We start from the raw sequence: 16,414 nt of genomic DNA on the forward strand, positions 1-16,414 counted from the left end.
TCAGACGTTCTCGCGGATCGTGGGCAGCCCGAGCAGCACCGGCACCTTGCGCGGGCCGGACTCGTCGAAGGCGACCGTGGGGTCGGCCTCCTCGGGCGCGTTGACGAACGACACGAAGCGAGAGAGCTTCTCGGGGTCGTCGAGCACGGCCTTCCACTCGTCCTGGTAGCCCTCGACGTGACGCCCCATCGCGGCCTCGAGGTCGTCGGCGATCCCGAGCGAGTCCTCGCACACGACGGCCCTGAGGTGCTCGAGCCCGCCCTCGAGCGCGTCGAGCCAGGGGGCCGTGCGCTGGAGGCGGTCGGCCGTGCGGACGTAGAACATGAGGAAGCGGTCGATGTAGCGCACGAGGGTCTCGTCGTCGAGGTCGCTCGCGAGCAGCCGCGCATGGGCGGGCGTCTGGCCGCCGTTGCCGCAGACGTAGAGGTTCCAGCCCTTGTCGGTCGCGATGACGCCGACGTCCTTGCCGCGGGCCTCGGCACACTCGCGGGCACACCCCGAGACGCCGAACTTGATCTTGTGCGGCGACCTCAGCCCGCGGTAGCGGTGCTCGAGGTCGACGGCCATCCCGACCGAGTCCTGCACGCCGTAGCGGCACCACGACGAGCCGACGCACGACTTCACGGTGCGCAGCGACTTGCCGTAGGCCTGCCCCGACTCCATGCCGACGTCGACGAGGCGCTGCCAGATCGCGGGAAGCTGCTCGACGCGGGTGCCGAAGAGGTCGATGCGCTGGCCGCCGGTGACCTTGACGTAGAGCTCGAAGTCCTTGGCGATCTGACCGATGACGATGAGCTGGTCGGCCGTCACCTCGCCACCCGGCATGCGGGGGACGACGGAGTAGGTGCCGTTCTTCTGGATGTTGGCGAGGAAGTGGTCGTTGCTGTCCTGGAGTGCGGCCTGCTCGCCGTCGAGCACGTGGTTGCTGCTCGTCGACGCGAGGATCGAGGCGACGGTCGGCTTGCAGATCTCGCAGCCGGTGCCCGTGCCGTAGCGCGCGACGAGCCCCGAGAAGGTGCGGATGCCCGTCGAGGCCACGATCTCGAAGAGCTCGGCGCGGCTCTGCTCGAAGTGCTCGCAGAGGGCCTTGGACAGCTCGACGCCAGAGTCCACGAGGAGCTTCTTGACGGTGGGCAGGCAACCACCACAGGTGGTTCCGGCGTTCGTGCAGCCCTTGATGGCGGCGAGGTCGCACGCCCCGTCGGCGATGGCGCCGCAGATCGACCCCTTCGTGACGTTGTTGCACGAGCAGATGACGGCGTCGTCGGGGAGCGCGTCGGCGCCGAGCTCTGCTCCGGCGGGGGACACGAGCGCGCCGGGGTCGCCGGGCACCTCGCGGCCGACGTACGCCTTGAGCGTCGTGTACGCCGACGCGTCGCCGACGAGGATGCCGCCGAGCAGCGTCCGCGCGTCGTCGCTGACGACGACCTTGGCGTAGGTGCCCTTCGTCGCGTCGGTGTGGACGATCTCGAGCGCCCCGGGCGTCGTGGCCATCGCGTCGCCGAAGGAGGCGACGTCGACGCCGAGGAGCTTGAGCTTGGTCGACAGGTCGGCGCCGGGGAACGTCGCCTCGCCGCCGAGCAGCCGGTCCGCGACGACCTCCGCCATCGTGTAGCCGGGCGCGACGAGGCCGTAGCAGCGACCCTCGACGGCCGCGACCTCTCCCACGGCCCAGACGTTCTCGTCGCTCGTGCGGCACGCGAGGTCGGTGAGGACACCGCCCCGCTCGCCGACGTCGAGGCCGGCGGCGCGGGCGACGGCGTCCGAGGGGCGCACGCCCGCCGAGAAGACGACGAGGTCGGTGAGCAGCGCGGTGCCGTCGGACAGCTCGACGGCGAGGCGGCCGTCGTCCTGGGCGGCGATCGAGCTCGTGCCGGCGCCCGTGTGGACCTGCACGCCGAGGTGGCTGATGAGTCCCTCGAGGACCGCTCCGCCGCCGTCGTCGACCTGGAGCGGCATGAGGCGCGGGGCGAACTCGACGACGTGCGGCGTCAGGCCGAGCAGGCGCAGCGCGTTGGCGGCCTCGAGGCCGAGCAGGCCACCACCGACGACGAGACCGTTGGCCTCGCGGCCCTCCGCGGCGGCCCGCTCGATCGCGGTCTCGGCGGCGACGCGGATGCCGTCGAGGTCCTCGAGGGTGCGGTAGACGAAGCATTTGGTCGAGTCGTGGCCCGGCACCGGGGGCACGAAGGGGTAGGAGCCCGTGGCGAGGACGAGCTCGTCGTACGCGATGACGTCCCCGGCGCTCGTCGTGACGGTGCGCGCCGCACGGTCGACGTGCTCGGCCCGGGTGCCGAGGCGCAGGTCGACGAGGTCGTCGCCGGCATACGTGTTGCCCGCGAGGGCGAGCGACGCGCGGTCCCAGGTCCCGACGTAGGAGGAGAGGCCGACGCGGTCGTATGCCGCCTCCGCCTCCTCGGAGAGGACGGTGACCTTCCACGTGCTCTCCGTGTCGCGCGAGCGCAGGGCCTCGACGAAGCGGTGGCCGACCATGCCGTGGCCGACGACGACGACGGTGCGGGTGGCGGTGCCCGTCGGGCTCTCGGTGGTGGTGGTGGACATCAGGCGGCTCCTTCGGTCAGGGCGGCGGCTGCCGGTACCGGTTCGGGGGTCGAGGAGGTGGACTCGGGGGAGGGCGCCGGCTCGGACGAGCGCAGCCACGAGCAGAGGCCGTCGACGGCGCTCTTGCACGAGCCGCAGCCGGTCGTCGCGCGGGTGGCCTCGGCGACCGCACCGACCGACCCGGCGCCGGCCCGGAAGGCACCGACGATCGCGGACTTCGTCACGGTGTTGCACCGGCAGATGACGGCCGTACCGGGCATCTCGGCGAGGTTGACGCCCTCGGCGGTCCCCGACCGGGTGATGGCGCGACCGAGCATGAGCGACAGGCGGTCCCGTGGGACGACCGAGCCGGTGTCGTAGAGCTGGGTCAGCGCGCCCGCCGCGTCGCCGACGCCCAGCAGGATGGCACCGACGAGGCGGTCCTGACGCAGCACGAGCTTGGCGTAGCGGCCGCGGCTCGGGTCGGTGAAGGCGAGCACCTCGTGCCCCGGGTCGTGCACGTCGACGTCGACCGTGCCCATGCTCGCGAGGTCGATGTCGGGTGCCTTGAGCCGGGTCAGGACGCTCGTGCCCTCGTACGTCGCGTCGGGGTCGGCGCCGGTGAGCACGTCGGCGAGGACCCGGGCCTGGTCCCAGCCGGGCTGGACGAGGCCGGGCACCTCGCCGCGGTGCTGTGCGCACTCGCCGATGGCGTGGACGTGCGGGAGAGAGGTGGCGAGCCGGTCGTCGACGACGATCCCGCGGTCGACGTCGAGGCCGGTCGCGACGGCGAGGTCGGTCCGCGGCCGGACGCCGGTCGCGACGACGACGAGGTCGGCGGCAAGGGTCGTGCCGTCGTCGAGGACGACGTGGGCCGACGCACCGTCGGCCGGTGCGTGCCGCTCGACGACGAGGCGTCCGAGGACGAGGCGGGCCCCGATCCCGCGGACGACGCGCGACAGGACCGCGCCGCCGTCGGCGTCGAGCTGCCGGTCCATCGGGAAGTCCTGCGGGTGCACGACGGTGACGTCCACGCCGCGGGCGAGCAGGCCGCGGGCCGCTTCGAGCCCGAGCAGGCCACCGCCGAGCACGACTGCGGTGGAAGCGGACTCGGCAGCCGTAACGATGCGACCGCAGTCGTCGACGGTGCGGAAGGCGACGACCCCGGCGGCCAGCGCTGCACCGGGACCCGGGGTGCCGGCATACAGCCCGTTCGTCGGGGGCACGAAGCTCGTGCTGCCCGTGGCGAGGACGAGCTCGTCCCAGGTGACGACGCTCTCGACGCCGTCGGTGTCGAGCGTCGCGGTGCGGGCCCCCGCGTCGATCGCCGTGACCCGGGCGCCGGTGACGACGTCGACGTGGCGGGCGGACCACCAGCCGTCGGGCTTGAGACGCGTGTCGCGTGGGCTGATGCCGCCGGCGACGACGGTCGACAGGAGCACCCGGTTGTAGGCGGCGTGCGGCTCCTCGCCGACGACCGTGACGGCGAAGCGCTCGGCGTCGGGGTCGCGGTGACGGATCTCCTCGGCGAGCCGGGCGCCGGCCATGCCGTTGCCGACGACGAGGACGTGCCTGCGGGTGCGGGTCATGCAAGGGCCTCCAGGCGGACGGCGCACGCCTTGAACTCGGGCATGCGGCTGGTCGGGTCGAGGGCGGCGTGGGTCAGGGAGTTGGCGCGCGCGTCGCCGCCCCAGTGGAACGGCAGGAAGACGACGTCGGCACGCATGTCCTCGTCGACGCGGACGACGGCACGGGTGCGGCCACGGCGGCTCACGACGTCCACGAGGTCACCCTCGCCGAGCCCGACCGAACCGGCCGTGTCGGGGTGCATCTGGACGAACATCTCGCCCGCGGCGGCCGACAGCTCGGCGACGAGCCGTGTCTGGGCGCCGGACTGGTAGTGCTGGAGGACCCGTCCCGTCGTCGCGACCAGGGGGTAGGCCGCGTCGTCGGACTCGGCGGGTCCGACGTGGTCGACCGCCACGAAGCGGGCCCGGCCGTCGGGCGTCGCGAAGGCGTCGAGGAAGAGGCGCGGCGTGCCCTGCGGGCGCTCGGTGCTGCACGGCCAGTGCAGGCACTCGCCGGCGTCGAGCCGCTCCCACGTCACCGCGGAGTAGTCGGCCGGCCCGCCGGCCGAGGCCCGGCGCAGCTCGTCGAAGACGACACGCGGTTCGGTGGGGAAGTCTGTGCTGCAGCCGATCCGGTGTGCGAGCTCGCTCCACACCTCGAGCTCGCTGCGGCACCCCTCGGGGGCCTCGAGCGCCTTGCGCCGGCGCAGGACCCTCCCCTCGAGGTTGGTCAGCGTGCCCTCCTCCTCGGCCCACTGGAGGACGGGGAGCACGACGTCGGCGACCGCCGCGGTCTCGGACAGGACGAAGTCCGACACGACGAGCAGGTCGAGGGCGGCGAGGCGCTCGGTGACGACCCGGGCGTCGGGTGCCGACACGACGGGGTTGCTGCCGTGGACCATGAGGACGCGCGGACCGCCGTCGGTGCCGAGCGCCGACAGCAGCTCGAAGGCGCTGCGGCCGGGGCCGGGCAGGTCGGCCGGGTCGATGCCCCAGACCGCCGCGACGTGGGCCCGGGCGGCAGGGTCGTCGATCTTGCGGTAGCCGGGCAGCTGGTCGGCCTTCTGACCGTGCTCGCGACCGCCCTGGCCGTTGCCCTGACCGGTGATCGTGCCGAAGCCGGTGCCGGGGTTGCCGGGCAGCCCGAGCGCCAGGGCGAGGGCGATGAACGCCGTCACCGTGTCGGTGCCGCTCGCGTGCTGCTCCGTGCCACGGGCCGACAGGATGTAGGCGCCGCGCTCGGTGTCGCGGGCGCGGGCGAGCGCGGCGACGGCCGCCCGCATCGTCGTGACGGCGACCCCCGTGACCCGCTCGACGCGCTCGGGCAGCCACTGCGCCGCGACGGTCCACAGCTCGTCGAAGCCCGACGTACGCTCCGCGATGAACCCCCGGTCGGCATACCCCTCGGTGACGGCGAGGTGGAGCATGCCGAGGGCCAGGGCGGCGTCGGTGCCGGGGCGCAGCTGCAGGTGCAGCCCGCCGCCGTCCACGGCCTTGGCCGCGGTGGGCGTGAGGCGCGGGTCGGCGACCATGAGGCCTCCGGCGTCGGCGGCGCGGACGAGATGCGTCAGGAAGGGTGGCATCGTCTCGGCCGGGTTGGCGCCGAGGAGCAGCACGGCGTGCGCCGAGCCGATGTCGGTGACCGGGAAGGGGAGGCCACGGTCGAGGCCGAAGCAGCGGATGCCCGCGGCGGCGGCCGAGCTCATGCACCAGCGGCCGTTGTAGTCGATCTGGCTCGTCCGCAGGGCCACCCGCGCGAACTTGCCGAGCTGGTAGGCCTTCTCGTTGGTCAGGCCCCCACCGCCGAAGACCGCCACGGCGTCCCGGCCGTATGCCGTCTGCGTCCGCACGATGGCATCGGCCACGACGTCGAGGGCCTCGTCCCACGACGCGCGGACGAGCTCGCCGGCGCGGCGCACGAGAGGCGTCGTGAGCCGGCCGGGGGTCCGCAGCAGCTCCGCGCTCGTCCACCCCTTCTGGCACAGGCCGCCCCGGTTCGTCGGGAACCGACGCGGGCTGACCGTGAGGTCGGCCGCCGACGTCCCGCTCAGGGTCATCGCACACTGGAGTCCGCAGTAGGCGCAGTGCGTGGCGACGCCCGCCTGCTCGGAGGGGGCGTCCCCTCCGAGCGGGCGGGACGGCATTCTCGATGAGGTGGTCGTCATCGGCGGTAGCGCACCTTCGTCAGGGTGGCGGCGCCGACGTAGAAGAGCGTGAAGACGACGAACGCGGCCGTGGCCGAGTGGCCGGCTCCCTGGTACGACGCGCGCAGCCCCAGGTTGATGAGGACGCCGCCGAGGGCACCGATGGCGCCGGCGATGCCGATGAGGGCACCGGCCATCGAGCGTGACCAGGCCGTGCGCTCGACCGCGGGACCGGGGATCGAGGCCGACTTCGCCTCGAAGAGCGCCGGGATCATCTTGTAGACCGAGCCGTTGCCGATGCCCGAGAGGACGAAGAGGAGCACGAACCCGCCGATGAGACCGGTGAGCTGGAGACCGGTCGCGGCGCCCGCCGTCACGTCGTCGGAGCGGGCGGCGAGGGTCACAAGGACACCGGCGACGGTGAGGCCGACGAAGGTCCACAGGGTCACGGCGGCGCCACCGCGGCGGTCGGCGAGCCTGCCACCCCAGACCCGGCTGACCGAGCCGAGGAGGGGCCCGACGAAGGCGATCTGTGCGGCGTGCAGGCTCGCGGCGGCGGCCTGGGCCGGCGTCGGTGCGGCGCCCCCGGTCATGCCGGCGAGGAAGGTCTGGTTGAGCACCTGGCCGAAGGCGAAGCCGAAGCCGATGAACGAGCCGAACGTGCCGATGTAGAGCAGCGAGATGACCCAGGCGTCGGCGTGCCGCAGCACCTCGAGCATCGCCTTCGGGTTGGCCGTCTGGTGGTCGAGGTTGTCCATGAAGACCGCGGCGCCGATGCTGGCGACGGCGAGCAGGACGAGGTAGACGGCGCACACGACCTCCGGCCGGCGGTTGCCGAGCGTCGCGATGACGAGCAGCCCGACGAGCTGGACGACGGGGACGCCGATGTTGCCGCCACCGGCGTTGAGCCCGAGGGCCCAGCCCTTCATCCGCTGCGGGTAGAAGGCGTTGATGTTCGTCATCGACGACGCGAAGTTGCCGCCACCGAGACCGGCGAGCCCCGCGACGAGCAGGAAGGTCGACAGCGAGTGCCCGGGGTTGACCATGAGCCACCACGTCAGGGTGGTCGGCACGAGGAGCGCGACGCCGCTGACGATGGCCCAGTTGCGGCCGCCGAAGAAGGCCGTCGCCATCGTGTAGGGCACCCGGAGCACGGCGCCGACGAGCGTCGGGACGGCGACGAGGAAGAACTTGTCGGCCGGCGTGAAGCCGTAGACCGCCTGCGGCATGAAGAGGACCATGACCGACCAGATCGACCAGATCGAGAAGCCGATGTGCTCGGTCGCCACCGACCAGATGAGGTTGCGGCGGGCGACGTCCCTGTTCCCGCTCTCCCAGGCCGTGGTGTCCTCGGGGTCCCAGTCACGGATGACCCGCTTCGTGGGGGCGGTGAGCTCGCGGAATCGACTGGGACGGTCGGCGGCCGGTGCGAGGGCGGGTGACGCTGCCGTGGTCTCGGCGGCGCTGCCGGTCGTGCTGTCGGTGCTGCTTCCGGTGGTGGTGCTCACGGGGTTCCTCCTGGGCTGCTCGAGCCGAGCGGACGGTGACGGGGGTGAGGCGGGGGGCGGGTCGGTGCGGGCTGGTCGCTGCGAGAGCGTGACGCTCACGCTAGGAAGCCGGTGTTGCCGGTCGCCGGGGCTGCTGTGACACCGCGGTTACATCTGCCTCACGCGCGCCGGGACGCTCCGTGAGGTCACGCACGGGAGACCCCGTCGGGCACCTCACGGGCGACCGGGAGCGGCGTGAGGCGGGCCGCCGCGTAGGCTCGCCGCCATGACCACGGCTGCTGACCAGGCCTCGCTCAACACCCTGTCCGTGGGCACGGCCGGGCCCCGCATCGCCTTCCTGCACGGGCTCTTCGGCCAGGGCCGCAACTGGAACCAGATCGCGAAGGCCGTCAGCGGCCCGGACGGCACGGACGCCCGCTGCCTGCTCGTCGACCTCCCCGACCACGGCCGGTCCCCGTGGTCGCAGGAGTTCTCGCTCGACGCGTATGCCGACGCCGTGGCCGCGACGCTCCGCGCGGCCGCCGAGGGGGAGCGCTGGACCGTCGTCGGCCACTCGCTCGGGGGCAAGGTCGCCATGGTGCTCGCGCTGCGCCACCCCGAGCTCGTCGAGCGGCTCGTCGTCGTCGACATCGCGCCGAAGGGCTACGGCTCGCTCGAGCGCTTCGAGGGCTACATCCGCGAGATGCAGGCCCTGCCGCTCGACGAGCTGACGAGCCGCGGGGACGCGGAGGCACGCTTCGCCGAGCCCGACCCGGGCGTCAAGGCGTTCCTCCTGCAGAACCTGCGCCGCGACGGCCAGAGGTGGCGCTGGCAGGTCAACCTCGACCTCGTGGCGGGCGACGCCGCGCTGGGGGTCGACTCACGCATCGCCGACTGGCCCGACGCCGTCGACGAGCTCCCCGCCTATGAGGGTCCGGTGCTGTGGATCGCCGGCGGCGACTCGCGCTACATCGCGCGTGAGGACGGCGAACGCATGCGACGCCACTTCCCGCGCACCCGGCTCTTCACGATCAAGGGCGCCGGGCACTGGGTGCACACCGACGCGCCGGAGATCATCGTCACCGCCCTGCGCCGCTTCGTCGCGGGCTCCGACGGCTGAGCCCAGGCTCACCGCACCGACGACGCCCAGCTCTCCAACCGTCGAAAGGCCACAAACCGGGGCGTGAGCGCCCCGGTTTGTGGCCTTTCGACGGTTGGGAAGGTCAGAGGAGGCGGCGGCCCATCGCCCAGGCGGTCAGCTCGTGGCGCGAGCTGAGCTGGAGCTTGCGCAGCACCGAGCTGACGTGGGTCTCGACGGTCTTGACGGAGATGAAGAGCTCCTTCGCGACCTCCTTGTACTGGTAGCCGCGCGCGATGAGGCGCATCACCTCGCGCTCGCGCGCCGAGAGCCGGTCGAGCTCCTCGTCGATCTCGGCGACCTCGCCCGCCGTCGCCCCGAACGCGTCGAGGACGAAGCCGGCCAGGCGCGGGCTGAAGACGGCGTCGCCGTCGGCCACCCGGCCGATGGCGGTGAGCAGCTCCTCGGCGCTGATCGTCTTCGTGACGTAGCCCCGGGCCCCGGCGCGGATGACGGCGATGACGTCCTCGGCCGCGTCGGAGACGGACAGCGCGAGGAAGCGGACCGGCACGTCGGCGCGCGACTGGACCCCGGCGCAGGCGCGGATGACGTCGGCACCACCGTGTCCGTCGCCGCCGGGCAGGTGCACGTCGAGGAGCACGACGTCGGGGCGCTGCTCGGTGATGACCTGCACCGCCGACTCGACCGCCCCGGCCTCACCGGCGATCTCGAGGGTGAACCCGCCCGCCCGTGGCGTCGCCGCGAGGGAGGTCAGCTCGGCGCGCACGCCGGTGCGGAACATGTGGTGGTCGTCGACGATGACGATGCGGATGGTCCGCGGGTCGGTCATGAAGCCTGCTCCTGGGTCTCGGGGTCCGGCGTGGCGCCGGTCGTGCTCGTGGTGCTGGTGGGTGTCGGGGGTGCGGGAGGCGCCGCCGCGGGGGGCGCCTCGGGCTCGTGCGGCTGCCGCACGGGAAGGCGCAGCTCGACCTCGGTTCCGTCGGCACGGCGCCGGATGCGGGCCGTGCCACCGTGGCGCTCCATCCGGCCGATGATCGACTCGCGCACTCCGGCGCGGTCGTCGGGCACGGTGTCGAGGTCGAAGCCCGCGCCGTGGTCGCGGACGAACGCCTCGACGGCGTCGGGCCCGACCTCGACGTAGGCGCTGACCGGCGGGCTCGCGTGGCGCACGGCGTTCCAGGTGGCCTCGCGCACGGCCTTGACGAGGGCGTCGAGGTGCTCGTCCATGGGTCGGTCGCCGGTGACGACGAGCTGGACGGGCACGCCGTGGAGGTCCTCGACCTCGCCCGTCGCCGCGGTGAGCGCGGCGCCGAGCGTGCCGGCCCGCGCGTCCTCGTCGTAGAGGTAGCTGCGCAGCTGCCGCTCCTGCGCCCGGGCGAGACGCGCGACGGTCGCGGCGTCGCCGGACTGGCGCTGGATGAGGGCCAGCGTCTGGAGCACCGAGTCGTGCAGGTGGGCAGCGATGTCGGCGCGCTCCGTGGCCCGGATGCGCGCGGCCTGCTCGAGGCGCAGGTTGCTCCACAGGCGGAGGATCCACGGCGCCGACAGGACGGCGACCCCGACGAGCGCTGCGAGGACGGCCCCCGCGACCTGCCACAGCTCGGTGAGGTTGGTGCCGCGCACGAGCAGGCCGACGAGCCCGAGGATGGTCAGGCCGAGACCGACGACGAGCCAGATCCAGCGGACCGGGCGGCGCGCGCCGATGGCATCGGTGTCGTCGAGCTGGGACCAGAAGAAGATCGCGCCGATGACGATGGCGACGACGGGCAGGATCAGCTCGGCGTGCACGTCGAGTCCGGCGCCGCCGAGCCAGAGCGCGCCCGCGACGGCCAAGGCGGCCACGCCGAGGAGCGTGATGACGACGGCCTGGTTGCCGCTGCGCAGCCAGGTGCGCAGGCCGGCGAGGTCGAGATGGTGCTGCCCACCGGCCGTCGTGCCGGTGGTCGTGCTCGTCGTGCCGGCGCTCGCGGTACCGCCCCCCGGGACGGGGCTGCCCGACGACAGGGGAGGAGCGGTGGCGACGGCCGGGTCGACGTCGCCGACCTCGCGCATCGTGGCCCAGAGGAAGACGTAGACGGCGAGCCCCGCGCCGAACGGGATGCTCGTCAGGACGAGCGCCACCCGCACGGCGACGACGGGGAGCCCGAGGTGCTCGGCGAGCCCCATCGCGACTCCCGCGATGACCTTGCCCTGCCGCTGGCGCACGAGCGGAGGCCGTGGCGTCGCCCGCCAGGCCGGGCGCACGGGGCCCGTTCCGTTCTCGTATGCCGTCTGCACCGTTCCATCCTGACCCACCCGGCGGGCGAGGGCGACCATCCCGGCCCGCTTTGGGGGTCGCGTCAGGGTGCGCTCAGGGTCGACCCTCATGGCTGGCGGGCGTCGGGAGCGCCACTGTGGTGACATGACGAAAAGTAATGACGCCCCTCCGCAGGGGCACGGCCTCGACGGTTTCTACACCGCTCTGCGACGCCCGGGGATCGTGCGTCAGGGAGACGGTCGCTGGTTCGCCGGCGTCGCGACGGGCCTGGCCCGCTGGCTCGGCGTCGACCCCCTCGTCGTCCGGGCGGGCTTCATCCTCTTCTCGATCTTCTTCGGGATGGGCGTCGCCCTCTACCTCGTGCTGTGGCTGCTCATGCCTGACGAGCGCGGCGAGATCCATGTCGAGCGCGCGCTCAAGCACGGCGAGGGCCACTCGATCTTCCTGCTCGTCGTCACGGCCATCGCCGTGCTCGGGGGAGGGCCCTGGTGGGGCGGCGACACGAGGGGTTTCCGCTTCTTCGGCTTCGTGCTCCTCATCGTCGGCGCGTGGTGGTTCGCGACCCGGACCGCCACCGGACGCGAGCTCATGGAGCAGGCGCCCTGGCGCAACCGCGGCACCGGTGGACCGGGCTCGGCCGGCTCGACCGGCTCGACCGGCGCGACCGGCGCGACCGGCGCGACCGGCGCGACCGGCGCGACCGGCGCGACGACCGTCGACCCCGTGACCGGTGAGGCCGTCGGCCAGCCCGGCGCGGGCCCCGCCTCCCCGGCACCCACGGCGGCGACGGCATACGGCTCCACGGGCAACGCGGCAGCCAACGCCGGTGCGACCCTCGCGACGCCGCGTCCGCCCGCCCCGACGCCGGTCTACGAGCGGACCCCCGCGATCGGCTTCGCCGGTGGGCTGCTCGTCCTCGGCCTCGCCATCGTCACCGGTGTCGTGATGTCGTCCGTCGCCCAGGCGGCCGGGTGGCCGGGCAACCACGTGGCCGTGGGGATCGCGTCCGGGCTGGGCATGCTCGGGCTCGGCATCCTCGTGGCCGGCATCGCCGGCCGTCGGTCGGGCGGGCTCGCCTTCTTCGCCGTCACCGGGATGATCGCGGCGGCGGCCACGACGGCCGCACCGGTGGGACTCTCGCAGCCCTGGCAGGTCGGCGACGAGACGCACCGGGTCACGTCGATGACGCCGGCACCCGAGTTCCAGCTCGGCGTCGGCGAGATGAAGGTCGACCTCACCAAGGCGGACTATGCGTCCACGCCGGGCACCGACCACGTCTCGGCGACGATCGGCATGGGGCAGATCAACCTCGTGGTGCCTGAAGGCGTTCGGGTCACGGTGAACGCCAAGGCGCGGGCCGGGGCGCTGCACGCCACGGGCAGCATCGACGGAACCGTCAACATCGACTCGGGCCAGGGGGGCGTGGACGCCGGTGGCATCGGCTGGGACCGCGCCGTGAAGTTCGGGCCCCAGTCCGGGCCGGAGCAGATCGTGGTGGACACCGAGGTCGGCCTCGGCGAGATCACGATCACGACGGCGAGCGCGTCATGAGCGCCCGCTCCACGGGTCCGACGAACGACCCGACCGGCGACTCGACCCCAGACCCGATGACGAACCCAGCGGAGAGCAGCGACATGAGCAGCAACGACACCCCGGACCCGACCGTGGAGTTCCGCGACCCGACGGCCGACCCGGTGCTCGCACCCACCCCGGACCCGACGCCCGACCCGACGCCCGACCCGACGCCCGACCCGACGCCCGACCCGGCCGAGACGACGACGATCCCGGCCACGTCGACCCAGGCGCTGCCGGCGGCGACCCCCTTCCGCGTCGAGCCGGCGACGCCGGTGCCCGACGACGCCGTCGCCGAGGGGGCCCGCCTCCCGCACCTGCCGCCGCCGACGACCTCGGCCGCGGACCCGTCGTGGCCGGCGCCCACCGTGCCCGCGCCCGTGCCGCAGCCCGCCCCGCGCCCGGCCCTCGTCACGGTCCGCAAGGGTCCGCGCCCCGGGTCGATCATGCTCGGCCTGCTGACGATGCTCGTGGCGGCCTACATCCTCGTCGCCAACCTCACCGACGCCGACCTCAGCTTCCGGATGGTGGGCCCGTCGATGATCGGCGCCTTCGGCGGGATGCTCCTCCTCGTCGGCCTCGCGGGCGTCGTCGCCGGCCGGCTGCGGCGCTGAGCCGCGGTCGCCGACGCCGCCACACGGCATACCTCCTCGGGTGGTCGCCGCCCGTGGCGTCGGCGGTCGTGACTAGGCTCGGGAGCACGCTCGCCGGTCAGGTCCGGCACTCGCAGTGGGGAGAGAACGTGCTCATGAAGTCCGGCATCATGCTCGAGGGTTTCGACCGGTCGGCCCGACCCCAGGACGACCTGTTCCGGTTCGTCAACGGCACGTGGCTCGACACGACGGAGATCCCGGGCGACCGGGCCCGTTTCGGCACCTTCGACATCCTGCGCGAGGAGTCCACGGCCCGCGTGCGTGACCTCATCGAGGCGGCGGCCGCCGACGAGGGCAGCGCGCCCGGGTCGCCGAAGCGTCAGGTCGGCGACCTCTACGCCAGCTTCACCGACACCGACCGCATCGAGGAGCTGGGGCTCTCGCCCCTGCAGGTGGTGCTCTCGGAGGTCGGGGGCATCGACGACGTCGACTCCCTCGGCGCGGCGCTCGGCCGCCTCGCCCGTGACGGTGTCGCCGGCGCGGTCCAGCACTTCGTGTCGCCCGACGAGCGCTCGCCCGAGGACTACGTCGTCTACCTCGAGCAGGGCGGTCTCGGCCTGCCGGACGAGTCGTTCTACCGCGAGGAGAAGTACGCCGACATCCGCACGGCCTACGTCGCGCACATCGAGAGGCTGCTCGGTCTGGCGGGCATCCCCGACGCGGGAGCCAAGGCCGCGAGCATCATGGCGCTCGAGACGCTCCTCGCGGCCTCGCACTGGGACACGGTGAGCAACCGCGACGCGATCAAGACCTACAACGCCCACACGCTCGACGAGGTCAAGGCGCTCGCGCCCCAGTTCCCTTGGGACTCGTGGCTGTCCGGCCTCGGTGCGCCCGCGGGCTCGTTCGACAAGGTCGTCGTGCGCCAGCCGAGCTTCGTCGCCGGCCTCGGCGCCGCGCTCGAGTCCACCGACGTCGCCGACTGGCGCTCGTGGCTGACGTGGCACGTCCTCTCGGAGTTCGCGTCCGTGCTCCCGCAGTCGTTCGTCGACGAGGACTTCGACTTCTTCGGCCGCACGCTCTCGGGCCAGCCCGAGAACAAGGAGCGCTGGAAGCGTGGTGTCACCGTCGTCGAGTCGTGCGTCGGTGAGGCAGTCGGGCAGCTCTACGCCGAGCGATGGTTCCCGCCGGCGGCGAAGGAGCGCATGCAGGAGCTCGTAGCCAACCTCGTCGAGGCCTTCCGCCGGTCCTTCTCGTCGCTCGACTGGATGGGCCCCGACACGCGCGCCCAGGCCGTCGACAAGCTCGACGCGTTCACGCCCAAGATCGGCTACCCCGACGTGTGGCGCGACTACTCCGCCATCGAGATCGACCCGAGCGACCTCGTCGGCAACGTCCGCCGCAGCACGGCGTTCGAGGTCGACCGCAACCTCGCCAAGATCGGCGGTCCGATCGACCGCACCGAGTGGTTCATGCTCCCGCAGCACGTCAACGCCTACTACATGCCCTCGATGAACGAGATCGTCTTCCCGGCTGCGATCCTCCAGCCGCCGTTCTTCGACCTCGAGGCCGACGACGCCGTCAACTACGGCGGCATCGGCGCGGTCATCGGGCACGAGCTGGGCCACGGCTTCGACGACCAGGGCTCGCGCTACGACGGCACCGGGGCCCTGCGCGACTGGTGGACCGAGGCCGACCGCGAGCGGTTCGACGCGCTGTCGCAGCGGCTCATCGAGCAGTTCAGCGGCTACACGCCGGCCGGGCTGTCCGACGACCACAAGGTCAACGGCGGTCTGACCGTCGGCGAGAACATCGGCGACCTCGGCGGCCTGCAGATCGGCTACTCCGCCTACCGCATCGCCACCGAGGAGGGCGGCATGCCCGAGCTCGACGGCTTCACCGGCCCGCAGCGCTTCTTCATCGGCTGGGCCCAGGTCTGGAAGGGCAAGGCCCGTGAGGCCGAGGCCATCCGGCTGCTCGCCATCGACCCGCACTCGCCCCAGGACGTGCGCGGCAACGCCGTGCGCAACCTCAGTGAGTTCCACGAGGCGTTCGCGGTCAAGCCCGGCGACGCCCTGTGGCTCGAGGAGGACCAGCGGGTCCGCATCTTCTGAGCGACCTCCGGGTGGCCACACGGACGGTCGCTGCCTCTGACACCGCTCGTGACGACCGACCCCGTGGGCAGCGCCCGCGGGGTCAGTCGTCGAGCTGGAGCTTGAAGCCGACGTGCGAGGCCACGAAGCCGAGCCGCTCGTAGAAGCGCCGGGCGTCGGTGCGGGTCGCGTCGCTCGTCAGCTGCACGAGGGTGCACCCGAGCCGGCGTGACTCCTCGACGGCCCACGTGATGAGCTCGGTGCCGAGGCCCGAGCCGCGCTCGTCGCGAGAGACGCGGACGCCCTCGATGATCGAGCGCGTCGCTCCGCGCCGGGACAGCCCGGGGATGACGCTGAGCTGGAGCGTCCCCACGACCGTGCCGTCGCGCTCGGCGACGACGAGGTGCTGACCCTGGTCGGCCGCCACGCGGTCGTATGCCGCGTCGTACGTCTGCGGGTCGCCGAGGTCCTCGCGGGCCGCGCCGAGCGGGTCGTCGGCCAGCATGGCCACGATCGCGGGCACGTCGTCGCGCGTGGCCGGACGGATCTCCAACGCCCTCAGGCCTTCTCGGCGGTGAGCTTGAGCTGCGCGAGGCCCTTCTCGAAGTCGGGCCCGACGAGCTTCTCCATCGACCACACCTTGCTCATGAGACGCATGACGAGGTTCTGCGGGCCGGTCATGGCCCACTCGACGCGGGTGCCCTCGCCCGCCGGGGTCAGGGTGAAGTCGACGCGGTTGTGCGCCTTCATGGGGGAGGCGAAGAGCAGGTCGACCGCGACGTGCTGCGGCTCGGACTCGAGGATCTCCATGCGGCCCTCGCCCGCCTTGCTGTTGCCGCGCCAGGCATACACGGCGCCGACACCGGTCTTCGGGCCGGCGTACGTGCGCTCCATCGCGGGGTCGAGGCCCTCCCAGGGCGACCAGGCCTGCCACTCGTGGAGGTCGTTGACGAGAGCGTGGATCCGCTCCGGGGGAGCGGCGATCGTCGTCTCGCGGCTGATGTGGAAGCTCTTGTCGGCCATGGCGGCATCCTGCCATCGCCGACCTCCGGGCGGGCGC

General features: G+C 73.0%; 12 protein-coding genes. 4 read left to right on the plus strand and 8 right to left on the minus strand.

Features of this window, described 5'->3' with window-relative positions; genetic code table 11:
- From nirB to ACSSS0_RS16425, 4 genes are read right to left on the minus strand one after another with little or no spacing between them, the layout of a single operon-like run.
- Window positions 1-2,562 (minus strand): nitrite reductase large subunit NirB, encoded by a 2,562-nt coding sequence (gene nirB, locus ACSSS0_RS16410; RefSeq protein ID WP_487228826.1) that lies wholly within the window; start codon window positions 2,560-2,562, stop codon window positions 1-3.
- Window positions 2,562-4,130 carry an FAD-dependent oxidoreductase gene (locus tag ACSSS0_RS16415; protein WP_487228827.1) on the minus strand — a complete coding sequence of 523 codons (1,569 nt, stop codon included), beginning with the start codon at window positions 4,128-4,130 and terminating at the stop codon, window positions 2,562-2,564. The genes nirB and ACSSS0_RS16415 overlap by 1 nt, the downstream gene beginning before the upstream one ends.
- On the minus strand, window positions 4,127-6,274 hold the full coding sequence (locus ACSSS0_RS16420; protein WP_487228828.1) for a molybdopterin oxidoreductase family protein: 2,148 nt from the start codon (window positions 6,272-6,274) through the stop codon (window positions 4,127-4,129). Before ACSSS0_RS16420 ends, ACSSS0_RS16415 begins: the two co-directional genes overlap by 4 nt.
- Window positions 6,271-7,761 (minus strand): nitrate/nitrite transporter, encoded by a 1,491-nt coding sequence (locus ACSSS0_RS16425; protein ID WP_487228829.1) that lies wholly within the window; start codon window positions 7,759-7,761, stop codon window positions 6,271-6,273. Before ACSSS0_RS16425 ends, ACSSS0_RS16420 begins: the two co-directional genes overlap by 4 nt.
- Window positions 7,762-8,026: 265 nt before the next feature.
- Here ACSSS0_RS16425 and ACSSS0_RS16430 point away from each other — a divergent pair, with 265 nt between their 5' ends.
- Window positions 8,027-8,860 (plus strand): alpha/beta fold hydrolase, encoded by an 834-nt coding sequence (locus ACSSS0_RS16430; protein WP_435986870.1) that lies wholly within the window; start codon window positions 8,027-8,029, stop codon window positions 8,858-8,860.
- A 103-nt stretch (window positions 8,861-8,963) separates the two neighbouring features.
- Here the strand turns inward: ACSSS0_RS16430 and ACSSS0_RS16435 are convergent, their stop codons facing one another.
- Complete coding sequence (locus ACSSS0_RS16435; RefSeq protein ID WP_487228830.1) at window positions 8,964-9,668, minus strand: LuxR C-terminal-related transcriptional regulator; 705 nt, start codon at window positions 9,666-9,668, stop codon at window positions 8,964-8,966.
- Window positions 9,665-11,116 (minus strand): ATP-binding protein, encoded by a 1,452-nt coding sequence (locus ACSSS0_RS16440; protein ID WP_487228831.1) that lies wholly within the window; start codon window positions 11,114-11,116, stop codon window positions 9,665-9,667. Before ACSSS0_RS16440 ends, ACSSS0_RS16435 begins: the two co-directional genes overlap by 4 nt.
- Window positions 11,117-11,240: 124 nt before the next feature.
- On the opposite strand from ACSSS0_RS16440, the gene ACSSS0_RS16445 reads away from it, so the two are divergent.
- The 3 genes from ACSSS0_RS16445 to ACSSS0_RS16455 all read left to right on the plus strand — a co-directional run bounded on the left by ACSSS0_RS16445 (window position 11,241) and on the right by ACSSS0_RS16455 (window position 15,375).
- Window positions 11,241-12,647, plus strand: a complete 1,407-nt coding sequence (locus tag ACSSS0_RS16445) for a PspC domain-containing protein (protein ID WP_487228832.1) — start codon at window positions 11,241-11,243, stop codon at window positions 12,645-12,647.
- On the plus strand, window positions 12,644-13,282 hold the full coding sequence (locus ACSSS0_RS16450) for a hypothetical protein (RefSeq protein ID WP_487228833.1): 639 nt from the start codon (window positions 12,644-12,646) through the stop codon (window positions 13,280-13,282). The genes ACSSS0_RS16445 and ACSSS0_RS16450 overlap by 4 nt, the downstream gene beginning before the upstream one ends.
- 134 nt (window positions 13,283-13,416) lie before the next feature.
- On the plus strand, window positions 13,417-15,375 hold the full coding sequence (locus ACSSS0_RS16455) for a M13 family metallopeptidase (RefSeq protein ID WP_487228834.1): 1,959 nt from the start codon (window positions 13,417-13,419) through the stop codon (window positions 15,373-15,375).
- An 82-nt stretch (window positions 15,376-15,457) separates the two neighbouring features.
- On the opposite strand, the gene ACSSS0_RS16460 is transcribed toward ACSSS0_RS16455, so the two are convergent.
- Complete coding sequence (locus ACSSS0_RS16460; protein WP_487228835.1) at window positions 15,458-15,907, minus strand: GNAT family N-acetyltransferase; 450 nt, start codon at window positions 15,905-15,907, stop codon at window positions 15,458-15,460.
- A 5-nt stretch (window positions 15,908-15,912) separates the two neighbouring features.
- Window positions 15,913-16,377: an SRPBCC family protein gene (locus ACSSS0_RS16465; RefSeq protein WP_435986863.1), complete on the minus strand. Its 465-nt coding sequence runs from the start codon at window positions 16,375-16,377 to the stop codon at window positions 15,913-15,915.
- Window positions 16,378-16,414: the final 37 nt, after the last annotated feature.

It is taken from the genome of Terrabacter sp. R4-6, assembly GCF_057529065.1.